Origin of the sequence: Psychromonas sp. SR45-3, from assembly GCF_014163575.1 — a bacterium.
In the GTDB taxonomy this organism is placed as follows: domain Bacteria; phylum Pseudomonadota; class Gammaproteobacteria; order Enterobacterales; family Psychromonadaceae; genus Psychromonas; species Psychromonas arctica.
On the sequence record NZ_JACJDP010000006.1, the window covers coordinates 86610 to 111983 of the forward strand.

At 37.8% G+C, this 25374-nt stretch carries 18 protein-coding genes, 1 tRNA gene and 1 pseudogene; 13 read left to right on the forward strand and 7 right to left on the reverse strand.

Annotated features, from left to right (window positions below; genetic code table 11):
- Positions 1–74: 74 nt before the first annotated feature.
- Positions 75–458 carry a DUF2750 domain-containing protein gene (locus H5084_RS05420; RefSeq protein ID WP_182689795.1) on the reverse strand — a complete coding sequence of 128 codons (384 nt, stop codon included), beginning with the start codon at positions 456–458 and terminating at the stop codon, positions 75–77.
- 614 nt (positions 459–1072) lie between these two features.
- Here H5084_RS05420 and H5084_RS05425 point away from each other — a divergent pair.
- Together H5084_RS05425 and H5084_RS05430 are read left to right on the forward strand one after the other, a co-directional pair.
- Positions 1073–2719 carry a sensor domain-containing diguanylate cyclase gene (locus H5084_RS05425; protein WP_182689796.1) on the forward strand — a complete coding sequence of 549 codons (1647 nt, stop codon included), beginning with the start codon at positions 1073–1075 and terminating at the stop codon, positions 2717–2719.
- Between the two features lie 802 nt (positions 2720–3521).
- Positions 3522–3680, forward strand: a complete 159-nt coding sequence (locus H5084_RS05430; RefSeq protein ID WP_037071730.1) for a YqaE/Pmp3 family membrane protein — start codon at positions 3522–3524, stop codon at positions 3678–3680.
- Between the two features lie 786 nt (positions 3681–4466).
- Here the strand turns inward: H5084_RS05430 and H5084_RS05435 are convergent.
- The 5 genes from H5084_RS05435 to rpsU form a co-directional block, all read right to left on the reverse strand.
- Positions 4467–4543, reverse strand: a tRNA-Ile gene (locus tag H5084_RS05435).
- A 130-nt stretch (positions 4544–4673) separates the two neighbouring features.
- Positions 4674–6521, reverse strand: coding sequence for an RNA polymerase sigma factor RpoD (gene rpoD / locus H5084_RS05440; protein ID WP_028868997.1), 1848 nt, complete (start codon positions 6519–6521; stop codon positions 4674–4676).
- A gap of 95 nt (positions 6522–6616) precedes the next feature.
- Positions 6617–8365 carry a DNA primase gene (dnaG, locus tag H5084_RS05445; protein ID WP_182689797.1) on the reverse strand — a complete coding sequence of 583 codons (1749 nt, stop codon included), beginning with the start codon at positions 8363–8365 and terminating at the stop codon, positions 6617–6619.
- A gap of 191 nt (positions 8366–8556) precedes the next feature.
- Positions 8557–9000 (reverse strand): GatB/YqeY domain-containing protein, encoded by a 444-nt coding sequence (locus tag H5084_RS05450; protein ID WP_182689798.1) that lies wholly within the window; start codon positions 8998–9000, stop codon positions 8557–8559.
- Between the two features lie 18 nt (positions 9001–9018).
- Positions 9019–9234, reverse strand: a complete 216-nt coding sequence (rpsU, locus tag H5084_RS05455) for a 30S ribosomal protein S21 (protein WP_025563760.1) — start codon at positions 9232–9234, stop codon at positions 9019–9021.
- 291 nt (positions 9235–9525) lie between these two features.
- On the opposite strand from rpsU, the gene tsaD reads away from it, so the two are divergent.
- Positions 9526–10545 carry a tRNA (adenosine(37)-N6)-threonylcarbamoyltransferase complex transferase subunit TsaD gene (tsaD, locus tag H5084_RS05460; protein ID WP_182689799.1) on the forward strand — a complete coding sequence of 340 codons (1020 nt, stop codon included), beginning with the start codon at positions 9526–9528 and terminating at the stop codon, positions 10543–10545.
- A 135-nt stretch (positions 10546–10680) separates the two neighbouring features.
- On the opposite strand, the gene queG is transcribed toward tsaD, so the two are convergent.
- Complete coding sequence (gene queG / locus H5084_RS05465; RefSeq protein ID WP_182689800.1) at positions 10681–11904, reverse strand: tRNA epoxyqueuosine(34) reductase QueG; 1224 nt, start codon at positions 11902–11904, stop codon at positions 10681–10683.
- A gap of 557 nt (positions 11905–12461) precedes the next feature.
- Between queG and tsaE the strand changes: the two genes are divergently transcribed.
- From tsaE to treR, 10 genes and pseudogenes are all read left to right on the forward strand, one after another.
- Positions 12462–12920 (forward strand): tRNA (adenosine(37)-N6)-threonylcarbamoyltransferase complex ATPase subunit type 1 TsaE, encoded by a 459-nt coding sequence (gene tsaE, locus H5084_RS05470; protein ID WP_182689801.1) that lies wholly within the window; start codon positions 12462–12464, stop codon positions 12918–12920.
- A pseudogene (locus tag H5084_RS20035) lies at positions 12917–14290 on the forward strand (N-acetylmuramoyl-L-alanine amidase); the annotation flags it as partial. The gene tsaE and the pseudogene H5084_RS20035, both read left to right, overlap by 4 nt.
- Positions 14291–15808: 1518 nt before the next feature.
- Positions 15809–17779 carry a DNA mismatch repair endonuclease MutL gene (mutL, locus tag H5084_RS05480; RefSeq protein WP_182689803.1) on the forward strand — a complete coding sequence of 657 codons (1971 nt, stop codon included), beginning with the start codon at positions 15809–15811 and terminating at the stop codon, positions 17777–17779.
- Positions 17780–17789: 10 nt separating this feature from the next.
- Entirely contained in the window at positions 17790–18722 is a 933-nt protein-coding gene (miaA, locus tag H5084_RS05485) for a tRNA (adenosine(37)-N6)-dimethylallyltransferase MiaA (protein ID WP_409077628.1), read from the forward strand.
- A gap of 147 nt (positions 18723–18869) precedes the next feature.
- Positions 18870–19097: an RNA chaperone Hfq gene (gene hfq / locus H5084_RS05490; RefSeq protein WP_025565420.1), complete on the forward strand. Its 228-nt coding sequence runs from the start codon at positions 18870–18872 to the stop codon at positions 19095–19097.
- A gap of 121 nt (positions 19098–19218) precedes the next feature.
- Positions 19219–20550, forward strand: a complete 1332-nt coding sequence (gene hflX, locus H5084_RS05495) for a ribosome rescue GTPase HflX (RefSeq protein WP_051369157.1) — start codon at positions 19219–19221, stop codon at positions 20548–20550.
- 137 nt (positions 20551–20687) lie between these two features.
- Positions 20688–21866 carry an FtsH protease activity modulator HflK gene (hflK, locus tag H5084_RS05500; RefSeq protein WP_182689805.1) on the forward strand — a complete coding sequence of 393 codons (1179 nt, stop codon included), beginning with the start codon at positions 20688–20690 and terminating at the stop codon, positions 21864–21866.
- Between the two features lie 2 nt (positions 21867–21868).
- Positions 21869–22735 carry a protease modulator HflC gene (gene hflC, locus H5084_RS05505; RefSeq protein WP_028869006.1) on the forward strand — a complete coding sequence of 289 codons (867 nt, stop codon included), beginning with the start codon at positions 21869–21871 and terminating at the stop codon, positions 22733–22735.
- Positions 22736–22934: 199 nt separating this feature from the next.
- Positions 22935–24248 carry an adenylosuccinate synthase gene (locus H5084_RS05510; RefSeq protein ID WP_182689806.1) on the forward strand — a complete coding sequence of 438 codons (1314 nt, stop codon included), beginning with the start codon at positions 22935–22937 and terminating at the stop codon, positions 24246–24248.
- Positions 24249–24336: 88 nt separating this feature from the next.
- Complete coding sequence (gene treR / locus H5084_RS05515) at positions 24337–25302, forward strand: trehalose operon repressor TreR (RefSeq protein WP_182689807.1); 966 nt, start codon at positions 24337–24339, stop codon at positions 25300–25302.
- Positions 25303–25374 lie beyond the last annotated feature (72 nt).

The window sequence follows — 25374 nt, forward strand, 5'->3', positions numbered from 1 at the left end:
GGCGTAATCAAATAAGCCTCCGGCTCTGCCGGAGGTAAGTTAACTGGCACACAAGAAGTACACTTGTTAAGCTTTTATTTCTTACTTTTAAGTGTAAGTTCATGTTCAAATTCATCAGGGAAGAAAATTACCCCCTTTAAATTTTTATCCGGGAAAACAACAATTGATAGTTCATCATCTTCTAAGCCTGGTGTCCAACGTTCACGCCACTTATCTAAACTAATCGCTTCTGGTTTACAATGAGACCATTCTTCCGTTGCCCAGTCCTCTGCAAACTCTTTATTTGGCCATACTGGAACACAGTCTTCATCCTCTGTGTTGAGCATAACGCAGCCATGTTCATCTACTAATAACCAAATTTTTTGCTGCATGTTTACTTCTTTACATAAATATTGAAAACGTTGTTGCTGGTCGAGTTTTAATATTTCAGTAATACGTGATGGAGATAAACCACTCATGTGTTGTCCTATTCATTGTTTATTTAATTAACGATTAGCTTAAAGTAATTATTTTGATTTACTAGGGGGGAGTCACTATTACTAAGAATCCGTCAAATAGACAAAGCTCTCTGAACGAGTCTAATTAGTTTAAACACTGACGGTATTGTTTCCTGAGTTAGTTTTGGGACCTAATTGTAGAATTAGTAGCATCAATTTGATGCGGTATTTAGTTGTAAAAAAGAATAGAATATTTTACTGTAAATGTGAATTTTTTATAAATATTATTGACTTGATCTAATTATATTTACATAAAATGCTAAGATAATACTTATCATTACAAGTTATATATATATTGTTACAAACATATAACTTGTAAATTTTAAAAATTTAAAGATTTAAAAGTGAAAATTGTGTGATTTTAATACAAAGTATTAAGGGTATATTGTAAAAATCAGCGATATTATTACTTTATCACTTAAATATTTATCATAAAAAATGTGAGTCCGTATATTATTAGTTTTTAGACAGAAATGGTTATCTGCTTTTTCTTTTTATTGTATTACAAATAATAGTTGTTATCAGTCATTGATGTTGATTTTTTAATCATCTTTAATAGCCCACCTAAGGTGATTATGTTTTATAGTATAAAAGCCAAAATAATTACTCTGTTTTCATTAGTGATGATCTCTTTCACCGCGTTATTGTTAGTGACCATTTTTATCAATGAACGAGAGAATATACTGAATTTAGAATTAAAAAAATCCAGTGAAATATCAAATATGCACGCCAACTTATTGAGCCAAGAATTTGCTCAATATATTGCGATGTTAGAAATGCAAAGTGATGACTCGTCACTTAAAAAAAATGATCCAGATAAAATTAAACAAATACTGAAGCGTTTAATGAAGGTAGGTAACAGTAATTTTGTTAATGCTATTTATGTTGATCAAAATTTAAACTTAGTCGATGCTTTAGGTAATAAAAATAAAGTCACTAATCCACTATTTATGAAAAATGAGCAGTGGAAAAATAAACCCTATAACATCACAGTACCTGTGAACACTTTATTTGAAAAAATACCAGTGATAATCGTTGCCGTACCCGTGTTAAATGACCAAGATAAATGGCAAGGAACACTGGCCGTTGCTGTACCATTAAAAACTATTATTGATAAATTATCATCCATCAAATTAGCAAATGGTAGTTATGCTTGGTTAGCAGATTCTAATGACTTGGTGGTTGCTCACCCTGACCCTAGCATCGTAATGAATAATCGTCTTTCAACCACCGAGAACCCAAACTTCCCAGGTTTTTATAAAATAGCAAGGCAAACTAAATTACAAAATAATGGTTATGGACATTATTACGACACACAATTACAAGAGTCTAAAATAGTTACTTTTTCTAAGATTAAATATTTACCTGGGTGGAATTTGTTTGTAACCACTCAAGAAGTTGAAATTTTTCGAGGTATATACAGCATTGTATACAGCGTATTAACTATCTCAATTATATTAATGATCGTTTTTTTGTTTATCATAAGCCAATTATCAAACAAGGTGACAGGACCTATCGTTAGGCTTACTAAAGATGTAAAAGCGTCGGTAACTGCCAAAAGCAATTTTATACGTATTATTCATTCTAAAGATGAAATAGGTGCACTTTCTAAAGCGTTTTCTCGCAGCCTTCAAAAAATTCATCATCATACTACTCAGCTGGAAGAAATTGTTCGTGAACGAACCCAGGAGATCTCATCCAAAAATAACTTGCTCAGTGAACAGAATAACAAACTTGAAGTGCTAGTTTCTAAAGATTCACTCACTAATTTATATAATCGTCGCGCTTTTAGTGCATTAGTTGAAAAAGAGCTTTCGCGCGCGAAGAGGCACCATGTAAGTATTGCATTAGCAGTCCTCGATCTTGACCACTTTAAAAATATTAACGATAAATATGGACATGACACCGGAGATAAAGTGCTGTGTCGCATTGCTAGTGAATTGACCACAAGTATGCGTAAAGAGGATCTTATCTGCCGATGGGGAGGGGAAGAGTTTGTTGTGTTGTTATCTGCCTCTACTTCAGAGAAGGTCTATGAGCATATGGAAGATATGCGAGAAAGAGTCGCTGCAATGGATTTTAGTCCTGCCTCTCAAGTTACTTTTAGTGCTGGCATGTCAACCTATAGAGAAGGTGAAAGCTTTACTGAATGGTTTAAACGCGCTGATAAGGCGCTTTATCAAGCTAAAGACAATGGAAGAAATCAAATTGTAAAAGGTTAGCTTTTAACTCCCACGAATAACAATGTACACATGATGCTTCAAGGTGCAAAGTTAGCAAGGAAAGCTAGTGACAAATGATAGGCATAACATTGAGTTTTTGAGAGATTAACTTTATTAATACTCTATCGTTAGAATGATTAAGAGACGTCACTCTTTGGTCGCTCTTTTACATGGGGGGATAACAACACAGATTGGTGTTATTTTCCTTGCCTACGGAACCCGTTCTCAAATGCCCGTTCAGCGTTGAAATAATCAAAAAGAGGATATCATTTACTCATATTGCGCCTTGTTCTGATACCCAAACTCATGCCGGACAAACATCTTGAAGTAACATAAGTATAAATAGCAGCAGTGCGCTACTGGTTTTATTTGTGGGGGATAAGTTGGTTTTTTATTTAATGTTAACATCCATCCAATATCAGTTACTTTTAGCCTCTTAGTGTTCCTGAACGTATTATTTTGACGGTGTCGAATGGTACTAAATTAAATATTTTGAATGATAAATTTTAAGTGATTTGACATTTTCTATTGAGTATAAGTAGATAAGTAAATTTTACAACTAGCGAGAATTATTTTCTTGTTGGAAATTTTAAATTATTCTTCACTATCATTATTTATTTCTATAAATAGATTTAAATCTTTTAAAATCAGTTTCTTAACTGTATATCTTGTTTGGCTTAAATAATGGCGTGATGTTTGCTAATTAGTTATTGAACAGAGTCAGTATTCAAATAAAACTTATCTAATCAATATTTGAATACTCGCACATTTTATTGGATTAAATAATTATAAGGATTAAATCATGGATATTATTCGTATTATTTTCGCTATTTTACTACCGCCAGTAGGCGTATTTTTGCAAGTCGGATTTTCATGGACTCTTGTCCTTAACATATTACTGACGGTGCTAGGTTACATTCCAGGTATTGTCCATGCTATTTGGGTTATCGCAAGAAAGTAATAAATTGAACAATATAACTAGAATAAATAACTAGAATAATATAAATAGATAAAGCAGTAGACCGTTAGATATGAATGGTAACAAGTAAAAATGTACTTTTAATCTAATGCCAGTCAGTTAATAACTGACTGGCATTTTTTTGCTTCTTTTATCTGCATACTTTTTATACCGATTACATTAAATAAGTGATCTAAATTTTGCGCAGGAAAAATGACTTAGTTTAAGGCGTAAATTTAGCTAAATGGTTGTTCCCTTTACGAAATTTACAACGAAAAAATAAGTTATTTTAACAAGTAAAATAGATCAGTTAATTAGTGTGATTGGTATTATGATGCTTTTTTCCAAACGAGCATCAATCGTTGCTAGAGGCTTCCCCCATTTTTCGAGCTTGTGACGAGACTTTTAAGCGAATGATTTGATCTCTAGCGCCCATCTGCGAATGACTTCAAACTACTTTCTTTTTCAAAGGGAGCTGCTAATGACGCTCAACAGTATTGCTTTGTCATCGATTCAATAACCGAAGAGAATAAACCCCTTTATCGAATAGCATAAGAGGATTGTTTGGTGTCGTGTCGATTAAATTAGTAACTAGGCCTATTTCATTCGTTGCCGCTTTTTCAAATGACGAGCTTGTGTTCTTATACTGCGGATATTTGCTTGGTGGCTAACTCCTTAGATTGAATATCAAAGAATTAATCTATGCTTGAAGTACTGTTTGTTACTGGTCCGTTGTGGCGGGTATAAAAAAGCCGTAAAAGAAATTAATCTATTACGGCTTTTAAAATATGGTGGCCCTTCCCCGACTCGAACGGGGGACCTGACGATTATGAGTCGTATGCTCTAACCAACTGAGCTAAAGGGCCTAAATTTGTTCGCTGATTATATAAGCTAGATTTTTACGTGTCTAGTGCATTACGTTTGATTGCTTATTTTATCAGCGTTAAAGGTCAGATTTATATAATAAAATAGTTATACCTGACCTTTACCTGATGGTTACTCGTCTAAGAAGCTACGAAGTTGTTCACTTCGACTAGGGTGACGAAGCTTACGTAGCGCTTTAGCTTCAATTTGACGAATACGTTCGCGTGTTACATCAAACTGTTTACCTACTTCTTCTAACGTGTGGTCTGTATTCATATCAATACCAAAACGCATACGTAGTACTTTAGCTTCACGAGCAGTTAACCCCTCTAATACATCGTTAGTTGCATTTTTAAGGCTTTCGCTAGTTGCGCTATCAACAGGTAGTGCAATCGTTGTATCTTCAATGAAGTCACCTAGATGTGAATCTTCATCATCACCAATTGGGGTTTCCATTGAGATTGGCTCTTTAGCAATTTTTAATACCTTACGAATTTTATCTTCAGGCATCATCATGCGTTCAGCTAGCTCTTCTGGCTGTGGCTCACGACCCATTTCTTGTAACATTTGGCGAGAGATACGGTTAAGTTTATTAATCGTTTCAATCATGTGTACAGGAATACGGATTGTACGCGCTTGGTCAGCGATAGAACGAGTGATTGCTTGACGGATCCACCACGTTGCATAAGTAGAGAATTTGTAGCCACGACGGTATTCAAACTTATCTACAGCTTTCATTAGACCGATATTACCTTCTTGGATTAAATCTAAGAACTGTAAACCACGGTTGGTATATTTTTTAGCAATAGAAATTACAAGACGTAAGTTGGCTTCAACCATCTCTTTTTTAGCACGACGAGCTTTAGTTTCACCAATACTCATTGCACGAGAAATTTCTTTCAAGTTAGAAATAGTGAGTGCACTCTCAACTTCGATCGCTAGCATTTTACGAATGCAACGTTCTAAATCTTCTACTGACTCTTTAATACCTTGAACATAAGGTTCGCTACCAGCTAGTACTTTCTCTAACCATGCACTATTTGTTTCATTACCTTTGAAGATTTTAATAAACTCTGCTTTTGGCATTTTGCACTGTTCAACACAGATTTTTAATATTAAGCGTTCTTGAACACGTGCAGCACTCATATTGCCACGGATCAGTTTTACCATACGGTCAAACTGTTTTGGAATGAGTTTAAATTGTTGGAAATATTCTGCTTGCTCTTCAATTGCACTTAATGTGTCCGCATGTTTACGGCCATTTTTTGTAATTGATTTTTCAACGATGTTGTTTAAACGACGTAATTCAGTGAATTTTTCTGCTGCTTCTTCTGGGCAAGGGCCTTTAGGACCTTCCTCCTCTTCTTCGTCATCTTCTTTGTCGTCATCAGTATCGTCATCTAATTCGGCTTCTGATAATTCAGAACCGATGTTAGTTGCACTAACTGCTTGTGTCATATCATCATTTGGGTCAATAAAACCACTGATTAAATCAGTTAATTTCATCTCTTCTGCTTCATAACTATCGTAGTTATCTAATAGATTACGAATAGTTGCAGGGTATTCGGAAACAGAGTTCTGTACTTCTTTAATGCCTTCTTCGATACGTTTAGCGATAACAATCTCGCCTTCACGTGTCAGTAGTTCTACTGTACCCATTTCGCGCATGTACATACGAACAGGGTCGGTAGTTCGGCCTATTTCTGATTCAACCGTTGCTAATACTTGTGCAGCGGCTTCTACCGCATCTTCATCCGGTTCATCGTTATCTGTGCCAGAAAGAATTAGATCATCAGCATCAGGAGCAGTTTCAACAACTCGGATACCCATGTCGTTGATCATCTGAATGATATCTTCAATTTGCTCCGACTCAACGATATCTTGCGGAAGGTGATCATTCACTTCTGCGAAGGTTAAGAAACCATTCTCTTTACCTTTAATGATCAGCTCTTTAAGCTGTGATTGAGGTGTTTGCGCCATAGGTACCATCCAAAATTAGTCGTGAAATGTGGTGTAAATGGGAAAAAATATAAGCGCTCGAGTATACGCCTATATTGAATTTTATGCCAATCCCATTAATGTTGTTTTTGTTCTTTTAGAAGTTGAGCCAGCTGGACTGTTTCTTCTGTTGTTAAAATCTCACCTTGTCTTGATTTTTGTTTTAAAAACTCAATTCGTTGGGTCAGGTGCAATGATAAAAAATTATCTAATATGTCGAAAAATACTTGTTCGTATTTATCTTCTTGTACTTGGTTATTCCAAGTTGCTAAAGCAATTAGTTGCTTTTCTTGTGGCTGTTCGCGCCAGTGTTCTAATAGTAGACCTGTAGAGAGATGGGGTGTGTCTCTACAAATTTCAAGTAGTGAATTTAAAAGAGTTAAGCCGGGTATTTGCATTTCTTTAAATTCAGGTATTTCATCTAACTGATAGGCCATTTGAGGATTCTGTAGCAGTAATGAAATAGCTAAACGCATTGGTGTTATTTTTTTTGATGTTGGTCTTTTTTCAAGCTTCGTTGGAGCAGGTAAAAGCTTTTTTAAGCCTTCTTTTTCAATGCCTAATAAGCTAATTAAGCGGGTTTCCATCATTTGTCTAAATACTGAATCAGGCAGTTTTGTTAACAACGGGATAGCTAGCTGAGCTAGCTTAGACTTGCTATCGGCACTGCGCATATCAACCTGTGTAAGCAGATGCTGATATAAAAAATCTGATAACGGCATTGCTTGATCAACCAGTTTTTCAAAAAATTCTTTGCCTTCTTTTTGTACTAGGCTATCTGGATCTTCACCGTCAGGCAAGAACATAAAGCGTAATGTTCGACCATCTTGAATAGAGGGGAGGGCGTTTTCAAGGGCCCGCCATGCTGCAGTTCGTCCCGCACTATCACCATCAAAACAGCAAATAACCTCACTGGTTTGTCTAAACAATAATTGAATATGGTCAGGTGTGGTGGCCGTCCCTAAAGAAGCAACTGCATAGTGAATATCGAACTGCCCTAGCGCAACAACATCCATATAACCTTCAACGACTAAAATGCGTTTTACGTCTTTTTCATGTTGTTTAACTTGATACAAGCCATAAAGCTCTTTGCCTTTATGGAAAATAGGGGTTTCCGGTGAATTTAAATATTTTGGTGTCGTATCATCAAAAACACGCCCGCCAAAGCCGATTACTCGACCACGTCTGTCTAGAATAGGGAACATTAAGCGGTCACGGAAACGGTCGTAGCTGCCGCCACTGTCTTTGCTGATTAGCATGCCAGCATCAATCAACTGTTGTTCTAATTGTTTATTGATAGCGAATTTTTTGCGCACTTCATCCCAGCCATCTGGGGCATAACCGATTTGAAAATGTTTAGTTGTTTCACCCGACAAGCCTCTACTTTTTAAGTAGTCTATGACTTTTTTACTGTGCTTATGTGTACGTAATTGTTGTTGATAAAAGCGGGTGATGTCAGCCATTAGTTGATAAAGATCTTTTCTATCGACATAACTGGTTGCCGGTTGACTATGCCCTGATTCTTCACGTGGTACTTCAATGGATAATTGCTCTGCGAGTACTTCTACGGCATCTACAAATTCAATTCCGTCGTAATCCATGAGGAAGGAAACGACATTGCCGCTGACCCCACAATTAAAACAATGGTAAAACTGTTTATCTGAACTGACTGAAAATGAAGAGTTATTGCTACCATTATGGAATGGGCAACATGCACGATAATCTTTTCCTTTTTTTCTCAATTTTACGCGGCTATCAATTACATCAACGATATCGGTGCGAGAAATCAGATCGTCAATGAAATTTTTGGGAATGCGGCCGGCCATTGTGAGTCCTATTGATAAAAGAGGCTAGTATACTCGTTGTGGTTAAAAGTACACAATAGTTGTTAATACTGATTACAATTAATAGATGAATAAATAATAGAGGGATTTAATATTTTATACAGGTTAAAACAAAAAAACCTCAGACTTAATTATTAAGCTGAGGCTTTTTAATCAAAAAAGATGGACAGGGTTTATTTCAAGTGAGCTCTTACAAGACCACTTACTGAACCCATATCCGCTCTTCCTTGTATCTCTTTTTGGAGTATCCCCATCACTTTACCCATATCTTGCATGCCTTGTGCATCAACTGCTGCAATAGCTTGCTTAATATGTGTTTCAACTTCTTCCGAAGTGAGTGCTTGAGGTAAAAACTCTTCTAAAATAACAAGTTCCATTTTTTCTATATCAACAAGATCAGTACGGTCAGCTTTTTCAAACTGCGAGATTGAATCTTTACGCTGTTTTACTGATTTAACAACCACTGCAGTTACAGCGTCGTTATCCAATTCAACTTTGTCATCGAGTTCAATCTGCTTCACAGCAGCAATTAATGAGCGGATAGTCTTTAAACGGACTTTATCCTTAGCGCGCATTGCAAGCTTTTGTTCTTCTTGTAATCTTGTTTTTATAGACATTGGAAACCTTTATCTATTCTAGTATAGACGAACGCGACGAGCGTTATCACGAGAAAGTTTTTTCAAGTGACGTTTAACAGCTGCTGCTTTAGCGCGTTTGCGAACTGTAGTAGGTTTTTCAAAGAATTCACGCTTACGTGTTTCTGCTAAGATACCTGCTTTTTCACAAGAACGTTTAAAACGACGTAGTGCTACGTCAAATGGTTCGTTTTCACGAAGTTTAATTACTGGCATATGCCTATTACCTTTATGGTTACGGTCGTAAATTGACCAGTGCATTTAAATTGGTGCGAGATTTTAATCCTATTTGGGGGATAATGTAAAGAAATTCCGCATTAATTTTAATTAATAAAGTATAAAGATCCCAATGATCTTCAGATCTGCATTTTATAATCAAGATCGACAAAAAAAGCAATCTTAAGTGTACTTTTCCGTTAGAATGCGTTTAATTTTTTATTGTATCCTCTATTTTATTTAATTAGCTTAATTAATGAGCTAATTGTTTTAGCTATAAGGTTGTTTATTATGCGCATTTTAGGCATTGAAACGTCATGTGATGAAACAGGTATTGCTGTTTATGACGATCAACAAGGTTTGTTATCTCACCAATTATATAGTCAGGTGAAATTACACGCTGATTATGGTGGTGTTGTTCCTGAGTTAGCGTCACGTGACCATGTTCGTAAAACAATTCCACTGATCAAAGATGCTTTGAAACTCGCTAATTGTACTAAAGATGATATCGATGCTATTGCTTATACTGCGGGTCCGGGGCTAGTAGGCGCATTATTAGTCGGTTCTTGTATTGGCCGTAGCTTAGCCTACGCATGGGGTAAACCTGCAATAGCAGTGCATCACATGGAAGGTCACTTACTCGCGCCTATGTTAGAAGAACATAAACCTGATTTTCCCTTTGTCGCATTGCTCGTATCAGGTGGTCATACCTTATTAGTGCAAGTTGATGCTATTGGTGAATACACCTTATTAGGTGAAAGTATTGATGATGCTGCGGGTGAAGCATTTGATAAAACAGCTAAATTGTTAGGGTTGGATTACCCAGGTGGACCGCGTTTAGCTAAAATGGCTGAGCAAGGTGTAGCGGGGCGTTTTAAGTTTCCGCGCCCAATGACTGATAGACCTGGCTTAGACTTTAGCTTTAGTGGTTTAAAAACGTCTGCCGCGGTAACGATTGCGCGTGAAGGAAAAGATGGTCAGACACAAGCTGATATTGCTTATGCATTTCAAGAAGCTGTGATTGATACGATTGCGATAAAGTGTAAACGAGCCTTAAAACAGACTGGTTTGAAGCGTTTGGTGGTTGCCGGTGGAGTAAGTGCTAACACGGCTCTACGTGAGCAGCTTGCGGCTACGATGAAAAAGTTGGGTGGTGAAGTGTTCTACCCTCGTAGTGAATTTTGTACTGATAATGGTGCGATGATTGCCTATGCTGGAATGCAACGTTTAAAAGCTGGGCATACGCAAGGTTTGGAAATAAAAGCAAAACCACGCTGGCCGTTACAAGATCTGCAGAGTGTTAATGAGTGAGCTGATAATCTTTAGTGCTATTAAAGCGCTAAAAAAGTAATTATTAAAGAGAATACTAAGGCCTTGCAATGTAAGTTGTAAGGCCTTTTTTATGCATTAAATAAACCTTTATTACTACGCGTCTTTTGATAATTGTTAGGCATCTCTTGGTAACCCTTTTTTTACCGCATTAATTAAACGTTTATTTAAACGGTCAATACTGATTGGCATGTTTTGTTGTTGTTCGGTTAGTGCCCATTGGATATGTTCATTAACGATCTCATCATCACTTAATTCAAGCTTATTTTGTAAAGCGGTAATGGTTTCGATACTGCTTGGCGCATTGCCTAAAGCAACGGCGATATTTCTTAACCAGCGTTTGTGCCCAATCCTTCGAATTGGCGAGCCTTCTGTATTTTTTAAAAAAGTAGTCTCGGACCAATTAAATAAGGTTATTAGTGATTGGTTTTGTAAAAAGTCTTTTGCTTGATAGTCCGATTCTTGGGTTGTTTCTGCAAAGCGATTCCAAGGACAAATCAACTGACAGTCATCGCAGCCATAAATACGATTTCCTATCGCTTTACGAAACTCTACTGGGATTGCACCATATAATTCAATGGTTAGATAAGAGATACAACGTCTGCCATCAACGACGTAAGGGGCTACAATTGCTTGAGTTGGGCAGATTGTCATGCAGGCGACACATTGCCCGCATTCAGCTGTTTGTGCTTGGTCTGTGGGTAAAGGTAAATCAATTAATAGTTCCCCAATAAAAAACCATGAACCTGCATCTTTATCAAGTAATAGTGAGTGCTTACCAGTCCAACCCAGTCCCGCTTTTTCTGCTAATGGTCTTTCTAATATTGGTGCGCTATCAACGAAAGGGCGAAAGCCTAAGTCGCTAAATTCACTTTGAATTTTATCTCCGAGCTGTTTTAATTTTTTACGTAACACCTTATGGTAATCTCTGCCTAAAGCGTAACGGCTGATATAAGCGAGATCTTTATCTTCTAAGTTGGAGGCAAATTGTGCCTCTTCAGGTAAGTAATCCATGCGTACTGAAATAACGCGTAAAGTGCCAGGTAATAATTGATCGGGACGGGCACGCATCATGCCATGTTTTGCCATGTAATCCATTTCGCCGTGGTACTGGTTATCTAACCAAGTTTGTAAGTTAGCTTCCTGATCTTTTAAGTCAATATCACTAATGCCTACCTTTTGAAAACCTAACTCCTTGCCCCATGATTTAATTTTTTTAGCAAGTGCCCTAAGCTCTGTTTCAGAAAGGTCGGTACTTTTAGCTGTGGAAATGTCATCTGAAGGAGTAGATGAAATTGCATTTGTAAGTGATGAAGGGGCGCTTGGTTGAGTATTTTTCATTGTTAGCTTTATATCAAAAGGTGAAAGGGATGGGCTCAGATTCTGTATAAAGTAGAGTTTAACATACTCTGGTCAGTATTTTGTTAGCACGCTTAGGTTACTTTGAAATCATCTGAGTATTATTTTATAGTATTGTTTTATAATGTTTTTATCTGGTTCAGTAAGATTACATTAAGATTAATGGCGTGAGCCTTAATTGTGTCTGTCTGTGTCTATGTTTGGATACCAGTCCAGTTATCGAGTTTAAATTAACTTACTCGGATTGTTCTCAAAGGGCTTAGCCATATCGCTATAGAATATGTAGTTAAGGGCTATGCGTTGAAGCAGATGCGGTGAAAAATAGACATGTTGGTTAGCTTTGTTTAGCACCAATTGACTTTAAATAGTCTATGATAATAATGTTTTTTAGCTTGTGGTGGCTAGAGGTGGTATGCGGGATATGCTTTCTGGTACTATTAGAAACGGTAGCTTTATGCCATTTATTTATTAAGTGACTCTTTTTACAGAGATCGTTAATAATGAGAACTATCAACCATATTGGAAGTCAGTAAAAAGAAATGTCTACTTTATTAAAAGAAAAACTACAGGATGCAGACCAAACAGTTTTGTTTGGTAAACGTTTAAGTAAAGCCTGTGAACTCGCTACCTGTATTTATTTACACGGAGATTTAGGCGCGGGTAAAACAACATTAACGCGTGGTTTTATTCAAGGCTTAGGTCATCAAGGTAACGTTAAAAGCCCTACATATACTTTAGTTGAGCCTTATGAATTGGCAGATTGGCAGGTTTATCATTTTGACTTATACCGTTTATCGGACCCTGAAGAGTTAGAGTTTATGGGTATTCGTGATTATTTTGGTGATTCAAGTCATTGTTTAGTTGAATGGCCTGAGCGTGGTATTGGATTTTTGCCGCCTCCAGATTTAGATTTAACATTGGTTTATATCGATGACCAACGTGAAGTCACTTTACAAGCAAATACTGAAATTGGATTAAGAGTATTGAAAAATTTATGATAGCGCAGGAAAAAAAGCCCGGTTCAGTTAAGACTTTATCGTCTTCAATCAAATTAACACGATTAACATCAGTGTTATGTTTGCTGTGCTTTGTATTTATATTACAAAGCATTAGTTTTAATGTCTCTGCTGCTCAAAAGAATAAGCTCAAAGGGGTACGAACTTGGCCATCTCCTGATAATACGCGTATTGTATTAGATCTTGCTCAAAAACCCGATTATGAAACCCATTATCTGACACATCCAGATCGCCTAGTGGTGGACTTAAAAACCACCAATAACAAAGCAAACTTAAAAAAGATTAGCAATAAAGGTGTGTTGATCAAAAATATTCGTGAAAGTGCGAGTGGTGAAAGTGGCACATTCCGTTTAGTTGTTGATTTAAAAAGAGCCAGTAAAGCGAAAGTTTTTAGTTTACGACCAGCAAAACCCTATGGACACCGCTTAGTCATCGACCTGCCAAATATTGTTACCAAGGTACCAAAAAGTATTGCTGCTGTGCCAAATGGCCGCGATATTATTATTGCAGTTGATGCGGGACATGGTGGAGATGATCCTGGTGCATTAGGTAAATATACCTACGAAAAAAAAGTCACTCTACAAATTGCTAAACGTTTAAAAGCTAAAATTGATTCACAAAAAGGAATGCAGTCTTTTTTAATTAGGACTGGTGATTATTTTGTTAATTTGAATAAACGCTCTGAAATTGCACGAAAAGGAAAAGCTGACTTTCTCGTTTCTATCCATGCCGATGGTTTTACTTCAAGCCAACCTAGAGGGGCTTCCGTATGGGTATTATCAAACCGTAGAGCAACCACTGAATTAGGTCGCTGGATGGAAAAACACGAAGCGCACTCTGAATTATTAGGAGGGGCTGGTGATATTATTCAAGATTCGGATAGTGTGCCATTTCTGAATAAAATGTTATTGGACATGTCGATGGGTAATACCATGGGCGTAGGTTATACGATCGGTGATTTAGTGACGATGGAGCTTTCTAAAGTCACTCAAATGCATAAGAAAAAACCTGTGCATGCGAGCCTAGCGGTGCTTAAGTCGCCAGATATTCCTTCTATTTTAGTAGAAGCAGGTTTTATTACTAACCGCACTGAAGAACGCTTATTAAACCAAGCTGAGTTTCAAAATAAAATTGCGAGTGCTGTTTATAAAGGAATTTATAAGCATTTTAACGACAAACCACCTCAAGGTAGTCTATTCGCTCAGAAAAAACGTGCGATTAAACATACCGTAAGAAGTGGAGAGTCTTTATCGGTATTAGCAAGACGCTATAGTGTAACGAGTAATGAACTTAAATCATTTAATCATTTAAAATCGAATTCATTACGAATTGGTCAAGTGTTAAGTATTCCACCTAATTATCAAGTTGCTGCAAATGAGCCAACGAGCCAACAGATCGCGGCGCCGGTCAAAAGAAAAGCACAAACTCATGTTGTAAAACGTGGTGAATCATTATCTTTGATTGCAGCTAAATACCAACAAAGTACAAAAACATTAGCTGAATACAATCAATTGCGTTCGACAATCTTAGCGATTGGACAAAAGATTAATATTCCCGGTGATGTTCAAACTAGTATCGCATCAACCACGCCAGTGAATACCTCTAAACCTGTGACTCAACGGCTGCTGCAAAAAGAACAAGTTCATCAAGTTAAACGGGGTGAGTCCTTGTCTGTGATTGCTAGTCAATATGATAAAAGCATTGCTCAGTTAAAGTCTTATAACAAGTTACAGCGTTCATCATTACAAGTTGGCCAAAAAATTAAGATACCCGGTGTCTATATTGAAGTCGCAACTACTGCAACACCAAGTGTACAAGCACCCATTGTTACAACTCCCGAGGTACATAAAGTACAACGTGGTGAGTCGTTATCTGTGATTGCTAGCCAGTACAATAAAAGCATTGCTGAAATTAAAGATTATAACGATTTAAAAACGACGACCTTGTTTGTTGGCCAGAAGCTAAAACTTTCTGAACAACAGAAACCTGCATTAGCTGCCGCTGAACCAAAACAATCACAACAGGAAAATAAGGTTATCAAAGCGCAAACGCATAAAGTGCAACGTGGTGAGTCTTTATCTGCGATCGCACAAAAATATGCATCCACAACGGCGCAACTAAAACAATATAACAACCTTAAAAGTACGTCTTTACTGATTGGTCAAAAAATAAAAATTCCAGGTAATCAACAACAAATTGCTACTCCACGACCGGACCTTATTTACCGTGTTAAAAGTGGTGACTCGTTATCGGTGATTGCAAGTCAATATGACATGAGCACAAAAACACTAAAAGATTATAATCAATTAAAGTCTAGCAGTTTACGTGTGGGACAAAAAATTAACGTCCCGGGGACGACGACGGTTGCCGTTAAAAAAGTTGTAGTGCCTACTCAGCATAAGGTCAGTAGTGGTGAATCATTATCTGTGATTGCTGAAAAATATGATCGCACTTCAAAGCAATTTAAAGCCTATAACAATTTAAGTTCTTCTCGCCTATTAGTCGGGCAGGTACTAAACATACCCAGTGCGGACTATGTCAGCCCCTCTTTGCCTGAATCGCATAAGGTGAAAAGTGGTGAATCGCTGTCAGTTATCGCCTATCAGTATGGAACAACGTCAGAGCAACTGAAACTGTATAATAAGTTACGCTCAAGTACCTTATTTGTTGGCCAAGTATTAAGAATCCCAACACAAAAAGTGCAACAAACAGAACACAAAGTGCGCAGTGGGGAATCTTTATCGGTTATTGCCCAGCGTTATGGCACCACAACCACTGCCATTAAATCAACCAATAATCTACGTTCTAATTCACTGGCCGTTGGGCAAGTGCTTACTATCCCTATCAGCTAGTACTGCGAGTGTAAAAGCATGTCTATTCAAATATTACCTGCACGTTTAGCGAACCAAATCGCTGCTGGAGAAGTGGTCGAGCGACCCGCTTCAGTCGTTAAAGAGTTAGTCGAAAATAGTTTAGATGCCGGAGCAACCCGGATTGAAATAGAGATTGAGCAAGGTGGTGCTAAATGTATTCGTATTAAAGATAATGGTAATGGGGTTAGTAAAGACCAACTTACTCTTGCTTTAAGTCGACATGCCACCAGTAAAATAAGCCACCTTGATGACCTAGAAGCGATTGTTAGTTTAGGTTTTAGAGGTGAAGCATTAGCCAGTGTTAGTTCGGTGGCTCGTTTAACGTTTACTTCAAAACCCGCAGATCAAGAGCAAGCTTGGCAAGCCATTGCGGAAGGTCGAGATATGCAAGTGAATGTACAGCCTGCAGCTCATCCTCAAGGTACGACGGTAGAAGTGTTAGATCTGTTTTTTAATACACCTGCGCGTCGCCGCTTTCTAAAAACTGAAAAGACAGAGTTTCAACATATTGATGAATTAATAAAACGTATTGCGCTTAGCCGTTTTGATATTGCAATCAGTTTGAAACACAATAATAAAGTGGTAAGACAATATCGTGCTGCTCCACAACAAAGCCAACAAGAAAAACGTATTGCAGCGGTATGCAGTGAGCAATTTATTCAACATGCTGTTTTTTTTGAACATGCAGATCAAGCATTAAAAATTTCAGGTTGGGTATCGGATCGTTTATCGCCAAGACCTTTAGCCGACGTGCAATATTGTTATATTAATGGGCGTATGATCCGCGATAAATTAGTTAACCATGCAATCAAGCAAGTTTATGCTCACTTTTTACCGCCGGGTATGTTTCCTGGGTACATTATTTATATTGAGTGTGATGTAAAAGAGGTCGATGTTAATGTCCACCCTGCTAAGCATGAGGTTAGGTTTCATCAAGCGCGTTGGGTGCATGATTTTATTAGTAGTACCCTGAACAGTACACTAAATGACAGTTCGTTATTAAGCCATCATACTGACTTAAGTACGCAAACTGCTGGGCATGACTATCAAGCACCTACTAACATCTGTGGTACTCAAACCTCTGGTGCGACAAGCAACGCAGATAGTGTAAGTAATAGCGGTAATAGTCATAACAATTATCAAGACCATAGCCGCCCTCATTATTCAGATGCTGTTACCAATAACCGTGTTGGGGAGGGCAACCAAGGATCATCATCTGGCACTGCTAATCATCATTATTCACCTGCAGTGCAGAGGCCAGGACTCGATCAACAACAAGTAGAAGCTTATTGTGATTTTGTTGCTGAAGCTTACCAACAAAATATTGTTTCTCCTTCGACACATAACTCGCCGTCAAATAAAAGTGCTGGTGGGCAAGTCGCCAATGTAGTGTCTTCAATCGGTGCAGATTATTTATTATTACAGCCGTTACAACCTGAGTTGATGGCGTTATCTAATAATGGTTTATTGATAATGTCATTAAAGGATGCCAATGAGGTCATGGTTAGCGAGCATTTAGTTACTGCTTGGCAAAATGGTGAAATTATCTCTCAACCTTTATTATTGCCCGTGCGATTTAAATTAGATGAAGCAATGCAACAAATAGCACAACAGGTAGAAACCTTGTTAAATCGACTTGGTTTTAGTTATAAATTTCAGTCTCAATTTTTGATTGTTAGTCAGGTGCCTGCACCTTTTAGGCATTCACCTATTGCAGTTATTTTGCCTGCTTTGTTTGATTTCTTAAAACAAAGTCACGCATCCACTATCAATGACAGTGATCAGCAACAGGTTGAATTAATTTGCCAACAATTAGGGGCGTTATTAGTCGCTAATGAAACGGCAACCGCTCCTTCATTAACGCAAATAGAAACATTGTTAAGGTCGTTAATACCATTATCCGCAACACATTTACAACGCTGTTTCAAGCAACCCGATCTATCGCTGTTATTACAAGGTATTCAATAGCATGTCCAATATAAACACCGCTTCATTTCCGACCGCTATTTTTTTAATGGGACCAACGGCATCTGGAAAAACTGATTTAGCAATCAAACTTGCGCAACAATGCCAATGTGAAATCATCAGTGTTGACTCCGCATTAATCTATAAAGGCATGGATATTGGAACGGCTAAACCCAGTGCACAAGAACAAGCATTAGCGCCGCACTTATTGGTTGATATTATCGACCCAAAGGACAGTTACTCGGCGGGTAACTTCCGTGATGATGCACTGCGTTTAATGGGAGAAATTGTTGCTCGTGGTAATACGCCTTTGTTGGTTGGTGGAACCATGTTGTATTACAAAGCTTTGGTAGAAGGTTTATCGCCATTACCTAGTGCTAATAGTGCTATTCGAGCAGCAATCGAGCTGCAAGTAAAAGAAACTAGCTGGCAAGCATTGCACGATGAATTACGTGACATCGACCCGGTATCAGCTGAGCGGATCCATGTTAATGACCCACAACGCTTAGCAAGAGCGATTGAAGTTTATCGTATTAGTGGTAAAAGCATGACCGAACTAACCGCGGTTAAAAGCGATCCTATCCCTTTTGATATTAAGCAGTTTGCCATTGCTCCTGCAGGAAAATCAGTATTACATCAGCGTATTGAAAAACGTTTTGATTTAATGTTAGCTGCAGGTTTTGAGCAAGAAGTACAACGCTTGTATCAGCGTGGAGACTTGCATCTAGATTTACCTTCAATGCGTTGTGTTGGTTATCGTCAAATGTGGGAATATATTGAAGGCAAACTGGATTATGAAGAGATGCGTTTTCGTGGTGTAGTGGCGACACGACAATTAGCGAAAAGACAAATGACTTGGTTGCGAGGTTGGAAACAAAATATAACTTGGTTAGAAAGTGCTGATGAGAATAACTTTGAAAAAATAAAGTCGGTTTTATTAAAATAAGAAAAGCATGATTAAAACGTTAGTTATTGAAATAACAAAGAGATAGAAAGAGGTGCGGATCAAAATTTTAGGTTTTCAGTCGGTTTTTTTTGATCCCTTCGTTATACTGCAGTTCTGTGATAATAAAAAGAATAATAAGGACTATACATGGCAAAAGGACAATCTCTTCAAGATCCATTCTTGAATACTCTGCGTAAAGAGCGTATCCCAGTCGCTATTTATTTAGTCAACGGTATTAAGTTACAAGGCCAAATAGAGTCTTTTGATCAATTTGTTATTCTATTAAAGAATACAGTGAGTCAAATGGTTTATAAGCATGCCATTTCAACTGTCGTTCCTTCTCGCGCTGTTCCTACCATTGCGCACGAAGAATAATTTATTAATATCGATGACAATGGCTTGCCTGCAGGCAGGCCATTTTTTTATCTAATCATTTTATAGCTGTGGTAGGATGAAGATCTATTTATAATTCTTACTTAATCTATTGGAGAGTTAATTGTTTGAACGTTACGAAGCCGGTGAACAGGCTGTTTTAGTCCATGTTTCTTTTTCAGATGAAAATAATAAAGAAGATCTTGATGAATTAAAACTGCTGGTCAGTTCTGCCGGAGTTAATTCAGTTGCAACCGTAACTGGCCCACGTAAGTCACCCCATGCACGTTTTTTTGTTGGTACAGGTAAAGCACAGGAAATAGCAGATACTGTACGCACAATGGAAGCTGATATTGTTATCTTTAATCATGCTTTAACACCAGCACAATTACGTAATATGGAAAAGATTTGCGAATGTTTAGTGCTTGATAGAACGGCACTTATTCTTGATATCTTTGCACAACGCGCAAGAACCTATGAAGGTAAGTTACAGGTTGAGCTTGCACAGCTACATTATATGTCGAGTCGGCTGATTCGAGGATGGTCACACCTTGATAAACAAAAAGGTGGTGTCGGAATGCGTGGTCCAGGTGAAACACAGCTGGAAAGTGATCGACGTTTATTAAGCGCGCGTATCACTACTATTAAATCACGTTTGGAAAAAGTATCTAAACAACGCGAGCAGGGACGTCGTTCTCGCTTACGTAATGAAGTGCCAACGGTTTCACTAGTGGGTTATACCAATGCTGGTAAATCTACATTATTTAATCAAATTACTGCCGCAAAAGTGTATGCTGCTGACCAACTTTTTGCTACCTTAGATCCGACATTGAGAAAGATCTCTGTTGATGATGTAGGGACCTGTATTTTAGCGGATACAGTAGGATTTATCCGTCACTTACCACATGATTTAGTAGCCGCTTTTAAAGCCACTTTGCAAGAAACACGTGAAGCGACGTTACTATTACATGTTGTTGATTGTTCAGATGAAAACTATTTAGCGAATATTGATGCCGTTGAACATGTTTTAAATGAAATTGATGCAGGTGAAGTGCCACACTTAATGGTGATGAATAAAATCGATGCATTAGAACAAGCTGAACCAAGAATCGATTACGACGAAACAGGCCAACCTATTCGAGTTTGGTTATCTGCACAAAAAGATATTGGCGTTAACCTGTTATTCGATGCATTATCGATGTTGTTATCTGGGAAAATTCGTTCTTTACAGTTATCTATACCACCTGCACACGGAAAACTACGCGCGCTGTTTTATCAATTAGAGTGTATTGAGAATGAAGAATATGCAGAAAATGGTAATAGTGTTATTAATATCCGTCTTAATAATACCGACTGGCAACGTTTGATTAAACAGGAAGGTAGTTATATCGAAGAGTTTGTGGTGGATGGCAATTACCAAACTGTTGCAGAATTAGATAAGGAAGAGTGGACCTAATATGTCATAAACTCTTTATTATTAGTGTGAACATTGTTACATTGCAGTAACAGTTTAAGTGTTTGGTAAATTCTTTTAAATGTTTCATAATTAAACAGATTTTATTAATTCAATTTATGAGTAAATCAGGAGCTAACATGGCTTGGAATGAACCGGGAAAAGATGATAAAAAAGATCAGGACCCGTGGAACAAAAACGGCAAAAAAAATGAACAAGGTCCTCCCGATCTAGATGTTGTTTTTCAAAAAATATCTGGTGTTTTAGGCGGTTTGTTTGGTAATAAATCAACGCAAGGTCCTAGTGGCAGTGGTAATGGCGGGAAATTTGTCGCTATTGCTATCTTAAGCATTATAGCAATTGTTTGGTTTGCAAGCGGTTGGTATACGGTTAAGGAATCTGATCGAGGTGTCGTCTTACGTTTTGGTGCTTACCATTCTCAAGTTGATCCTGGTTTACATTGGAATCCAAAATTTGTTGATCAAATTATTCCGATTAACGTTGAAGCTTTCCGTACCATGCCTACAACTGGTTTCATGTTAACTGAAGATGAAAACATCGTACAAGTTTCCATGGAAATTCAGTACCGAATTGTTGCACCTGAAAAGTATCTGTTTAGTGTAACTAATGCTGACAATAGTTTATTACAAGCATTAGATAGCTCTCTACGTTTTGTTATTGGTCATTCAACTATGGATGATGCATTAACAACGGGTCGTGAAGTGGTTCGTCAAGAAACATGGGAAATGTTGGATAAAATCATCGCTCCTTATGATCTAGGTATCCAGATTGTTGATGTCAACTTACAACAAACGCGTCCGCCTGAACAAGTTAAAGATGCCTTTGACGATGCAATTGCAGCACAAGAAGATGAAGAGCGTTTTGTACGTGAAGCTGAAGCTTATGAGCGTGAGAAAGAACCGATTGCACGTGGTCAAGTGAAACGTATCGAACAACAAGCTCGTTCATATGAAGAAGGTATCATTTTACAAGCGCAAGGTGCGGTAGCTAAATTCAATCAACTATTACCAGAATACCAAGCTAACCCTGATGTTACTCGTCAACGTTTATATATTGAAACGATGGAAAGAGTGCTTAGTAATAGCTCTAAAGTTTTGATTGATAACCAAGCTGGCGGCAATTTAACTTTCTTACCTCTTGATAAGTTAATGAATAATCCTGACAACGGCTCATCTCGTTTACCAGTTGAAACCGAAATTGAAACACGTTCTCGTGCCGATGAACAAGCAGATCTCGATGAACGCGCAACAAGTAGCGAACGTGCTACGCGTGGTACTCGAACTACTGGGAGAGACTAATCATGAAAAAATTCTTAATACTGCCAGCCATTCTATTTTTGGTTTTTGTAAGCAGTGCATTTGTTGTTACTGAAGGTCAAAACGGTATTGTTTTACAATTTAGTAAAGTGAAGCGTGATAGTGAAGATAAACCGGTTGTATATGGCCCAGGTTTACATTTTAAAGTGCCGTTTATTGATGCTGTCCGTGTCATGGATACGCGTATTCAAACACTTGATGACCAACCTGATCGTTTTGTAACTTCAGAGAAAAAAGATTTAATTATCGATTCTTATGTGAAGTGGCAGATAGATGATTTAGCCGTTTATTACCTAGCAACAGGGGGTAATAAATTACAAGCTGAAGCGTTACTAAAACGTAAAATTAATAATGGTTTACGTAACGAAATTGGTTCGCATACGATTAAAGATATTGTATCGGGTAAACGTGGTGAAGTGATGGAAACAGCACTGAAACGTATGGCGCGTTCATCTGAGTTAGGTATTAAAGTTGTTGATGTTAGGATCAAGAAAATCAACTTACCTGACGGTGTGAGTAATAGTATTTACAAACGTATGCGTGCTGAGCGTCAAGCTGTTGCAAGAGAACATCGTTCAGAAGGTCAAGAGAAGTCTGAAGTGATCCGCGCAAACATCGACCGTAAAGTATCAATTATGCTGGCTCAAGCTAACAAAGAGTCTGCGGAGATACGTGGTAGAGGAGATGCTGAATCATCAAAGATTTACTCTGAAGCTTTCTCTCAAGATCCTGAATTTTATGCCTTCCTGCGTAGTATGCAAGCTTACCAAAAAAGCTTTGCAGACAAACAAGACGTGATGGTATTAAGTCCAGATTCAGATTTCTTTAAATACATGGGTTCTCAAAAATAAATTTTGAGGTGATTAATTTACTAAGATATTTGATTTAATAAACTTATTGAGATAGTAGTAACTCATTGTAAAAAGGCCGATTTATCGGCCTTTTTTTATTTTTAAATATATAAATGCGTATTAACTAACAAAGATATTGATTCACCTGTTTAAACTTTGCTAAAATCCCCGTTCAATTCGCTAGAGATATGTGATTCTGATGGGAAAAAATGTAGTAATTCTTGGCACTCAATGGGGTGATGAAGGTAAAGGTAAAGTAGTAGATCTACTTACAGACAAAGCGCAATGGGTTGTTCGCTATCAAGGTGGACACAATGCGGGTCATACACTAGTAATCGATGGAGAGAAAACAGTACTTCATCTGATTCCATCAGGCATTTTGCGTGAAAACGTAAAATGTGTCATCGGTAATGGTGTGGTATTAGCACCAGATGCATTGTTCAAAGAAATGAACATGCTTATCGAAAGAGGCATTCCTGCTAAAGAACGTCTTTCAATCAGTGAAGGCTGTCCTTTAATCCTTCCTTACCATGTGGCATTAGATGTAGCACGTGAAAAAGCGCGTGGCAATAAAGCAATTGGTACAACTGGTCGTGGTATCGGTCCTGCTTATGAAGATAAGGTTGCTCGTCGTGGTTTACGCGTTGATGACTTATTCGACATGGAAAAATTCGCTGTTAAATTAAAAGAAGTCATTGAATACCATAACTTCCAATTAGTTAACTACTATAAAGTAGAGGCAGTGAGCTACGAAGATGTATTAGCTGAAATGACTGAAATAGCACCGCTATTAATTAGTATGGTTATTGATGTGACAGACGAATTAGATAAAGCTCGCTTACGTGGTGAGAATATCTTATTTGAAGGTGCTCAAGGTACTTTACTTGATATTGACCATGGTACTTACCCGTATGTAACTTCTTCAAACACGACTGCAGGTGGTGTTGCTACTGGTAGTGGTTTTGGCCCAACGCATCTTGATTATGTGTTAGGTATTGTTAAGGCTTATACCACTCGTGTCGGTTCAGGTCCTTTCCCTACAGAGCTTTACGATGGGATTGACAAGTTAGACCCTGCTGGTCACCACATGGGTACAATTGGCCATGAGTTTGGTGCAACCACAGGACGTTTACGTCGTACAGGTTGGTTTGATGCCGTTGCTATTAAACGTGCAGTGCAATTAAACAGTATTACTGGTTTTTGTTTAACTAAGCTAGATGTTTTAGATGGCTTAGAAGAAATCAAAATTTGTACTGGTTACACTATGCCTGGTGGCAAAGTGGTTGATGTACCACCAATGTGTGCCGATGGTTATGAGCAAGCTGTTCCAATTTATGAAACCATGCCTGGTTGGTCTGAAGTTTCATTTGGTGTGACAACTTATGATGCATTACCAGCGAATGCTAAAGCTTACATCAAACGTTTAGAAGACATTACTGGCGTGCCAATGGATCTTATTTCTACTGGCCCAGATCGTAACGAAACAATTATTCAAGTTAATCCATTTAACTAATTGATTTAGTCAATACAATATTTGTTTTAAAAAGCCCTCTATATTGTAAAATATAGAGGGCTTTTTTGTATTAAGGAAAATAGCAGTCATGGTTAAAAAATTAACTATCATGGATATTGCTAAACTAGCGGGCGTTGGAAAATCAACGGTGTCACGTGTTTTAACTAACGATCCTAAAGTAAAAGTAAGTACACGTGAAAAAGTACAGCGCGTTATCCAAGAGTCTGGGTTTATTCCTTCTAAATCAGCACAAATGATGGGCGGAGGTACCAGCAAGGTGATTGGGATCATTGTCTCTCGGTTATCATCTGTCTCTGAAAATCAGGTCGTAAGTGGTCTATTAGAAATTATTTATGCGAATGGTTACGATGCCTTAATCATGGAAGGACAGCTTAGTGCAAGCAAAACAGATGAGCACTTGCTTGTTCTACAGAAGCGCCATGTTGACGGTATTATCCTATTTGGCTTTAGTGATTATGATTTAGCGTCATTAGAATTATTAGGTCAAAAAGCGGTTGTCATTGCTGTTAATAGTGATGTTATTTCATCGGTCGATTACGATAATTATGGCATGATCCAGCAAGCGATGGGGCACCTTCAGCAGTTAGGAAAGCAAGTTATTAGCTACCTTGGCGTGAACCCTGAAGATAAAACAACAGGTTTGATGAGGCTTAATGCTTACTTGGATTATTGCAAAGCACATCAGTTAACTAGCCGTTTTGAAACCGGTGAACTAAGTCATCATAGTGCCTATGATTTGACGGATGCGGTGTTAACAGCCGATACTCAAGCAATCGTATGCGCTAGTGATACCTTAGCGATTGGTGTAGCAAAACGATTACAAGAGCTTCAGCGTTGTGACGTCATTGTTTCCGGAATAGGGGCTTCAGATATGCTTCCGTTTATTTTTGAGAATACATTCAGTATTGATCCTGGTTATTTTCAAGCAGGGAAGAGTGCAGCTGAATTGTTATTTAAACAGCTCTCTGGGGAACAGAAGGTAACGCACCTTATTCAGGCTGCGACACTACATGCGAGTCTAGAGGTTGAATAATTAACGCTCAAAAATAGTATAAATTGATACCACTCGCTAAATTTGGGAGTGTTCCCATTTATTTCGTGATCA

What these genes read in the sequence shown, in the direction of transcription:
- treR (WP_182689807.1), top strand. Translation starts at nt 24,337, where the DNA reads ATGGTTAAAAAATTAACTATCATGGATATTGCTAAACTAGCGGGCGTT.
- H5084_RS05430 (WP_037071730.1), top strand. Translation starts at nt 3,522, where the DNA reads ATGGATATTATTCGTATTATTTTCGCTATTTTACTACCGCCAGTAGGC.
- mutL (WP_182689803.1), top strand. Translation starts at nt 15,809, where the DNA reads ATGTCTATTCAAATATTACCTGCACGTTTAGCGAACCAAATCGCTGCT.
- H5084_RS05420 (WP_182689795.1), bottom strand. Translation starts at nt 458, where the DNA reads ATGAGTGGTTTATCTCCATCACGTATTACTGAAATATTAAAACTCGAC.
- rpoD (WP_028868997.1), bottom strand. Translation starts at nt 6,521, where the DNA reads ATGGCGCAAACACCTCAATCACAGCTTAAAGAGCTGATCATTAAAGGT.
- tsaD (WP_182689799.1), top strand. Translation starts at nt 9,526, where the DNA reads ATGCGCATTTTAGGCATTGAAACGTCATGTGATGAAACAGGTATTGCT.
- H5084_RS05450 (WP_182689798.1), bottom strand. Translation starts at nt 9,000, where the DNA reads ATGTCTATAAAAACAAGATTACAAGAAGAACAAAAGCTTGCAATGCGC.
- dnaG (WP_182689797.1), bottom strand. Translation starts at nt 8,365, where the DNA reads ATGGCCGGCCGCATTCCCAAAAATTTCATTGACGATCTGATTTCTCGC.
- tsaE (WP_182689801.1), top strand. Translation starts at nt 12,462, where the DNA reads ATGTCTACTTTATTAAAAGAAAAACTACAGGATGCAGACCAAACAGTT.
- queG (WP_182689800.1), bottom strand. Translation starts at nt 11,904, where the DNA reads ATGAAAAATACTCAACCAAGCGCCCCTTCATCACTTACAAATGCAATT.
- hfq (WP_025565420.1), top strand. Translation starts at nt 18,870, where the DNA reads ATGGCAAAAGGACAATCTCTTCAAGATCCATTCTTGAATACTCTGCGT.
- hflC (WP_028869006.1), top strand. Translation starts at nt 21,869, where the DNA reads ATGAAAAAATTCTTAATACTGCCAGCCATTCTATTTTTGGTTTTTGTA.
- H5084_RS05510 (WP_182689806.1), top strand. Translation starts at nt 22,935, where the DNA reads ATGGGAAAAAATGTAGTAATTCTTGGCACTCAATGGGGTGATGAAGGT.
- H5084_RS05425 (WP_182689796.1), top strand. Translation starts at nt 1,073, where the DNA reads ATGTTTTATAGTATAAAAGCCAAAATAATTACTCTGTTTTCATTAGTG.
- hflK (WP_182689805.1), top strand. Translation starts at nt 20,688, where the DNA reads ATGGCTTGGAATGAACCGGGAAAAGATGATAAAAAAGATCAGGACCCG.
- rpsU (WP_025563760.1), bottom strand. Translation starts at nt 9,234, where the DNA reads ATGCCAGTAATTAAACTTCGTGAAAACGAACCATTTGACGTAGCACTA.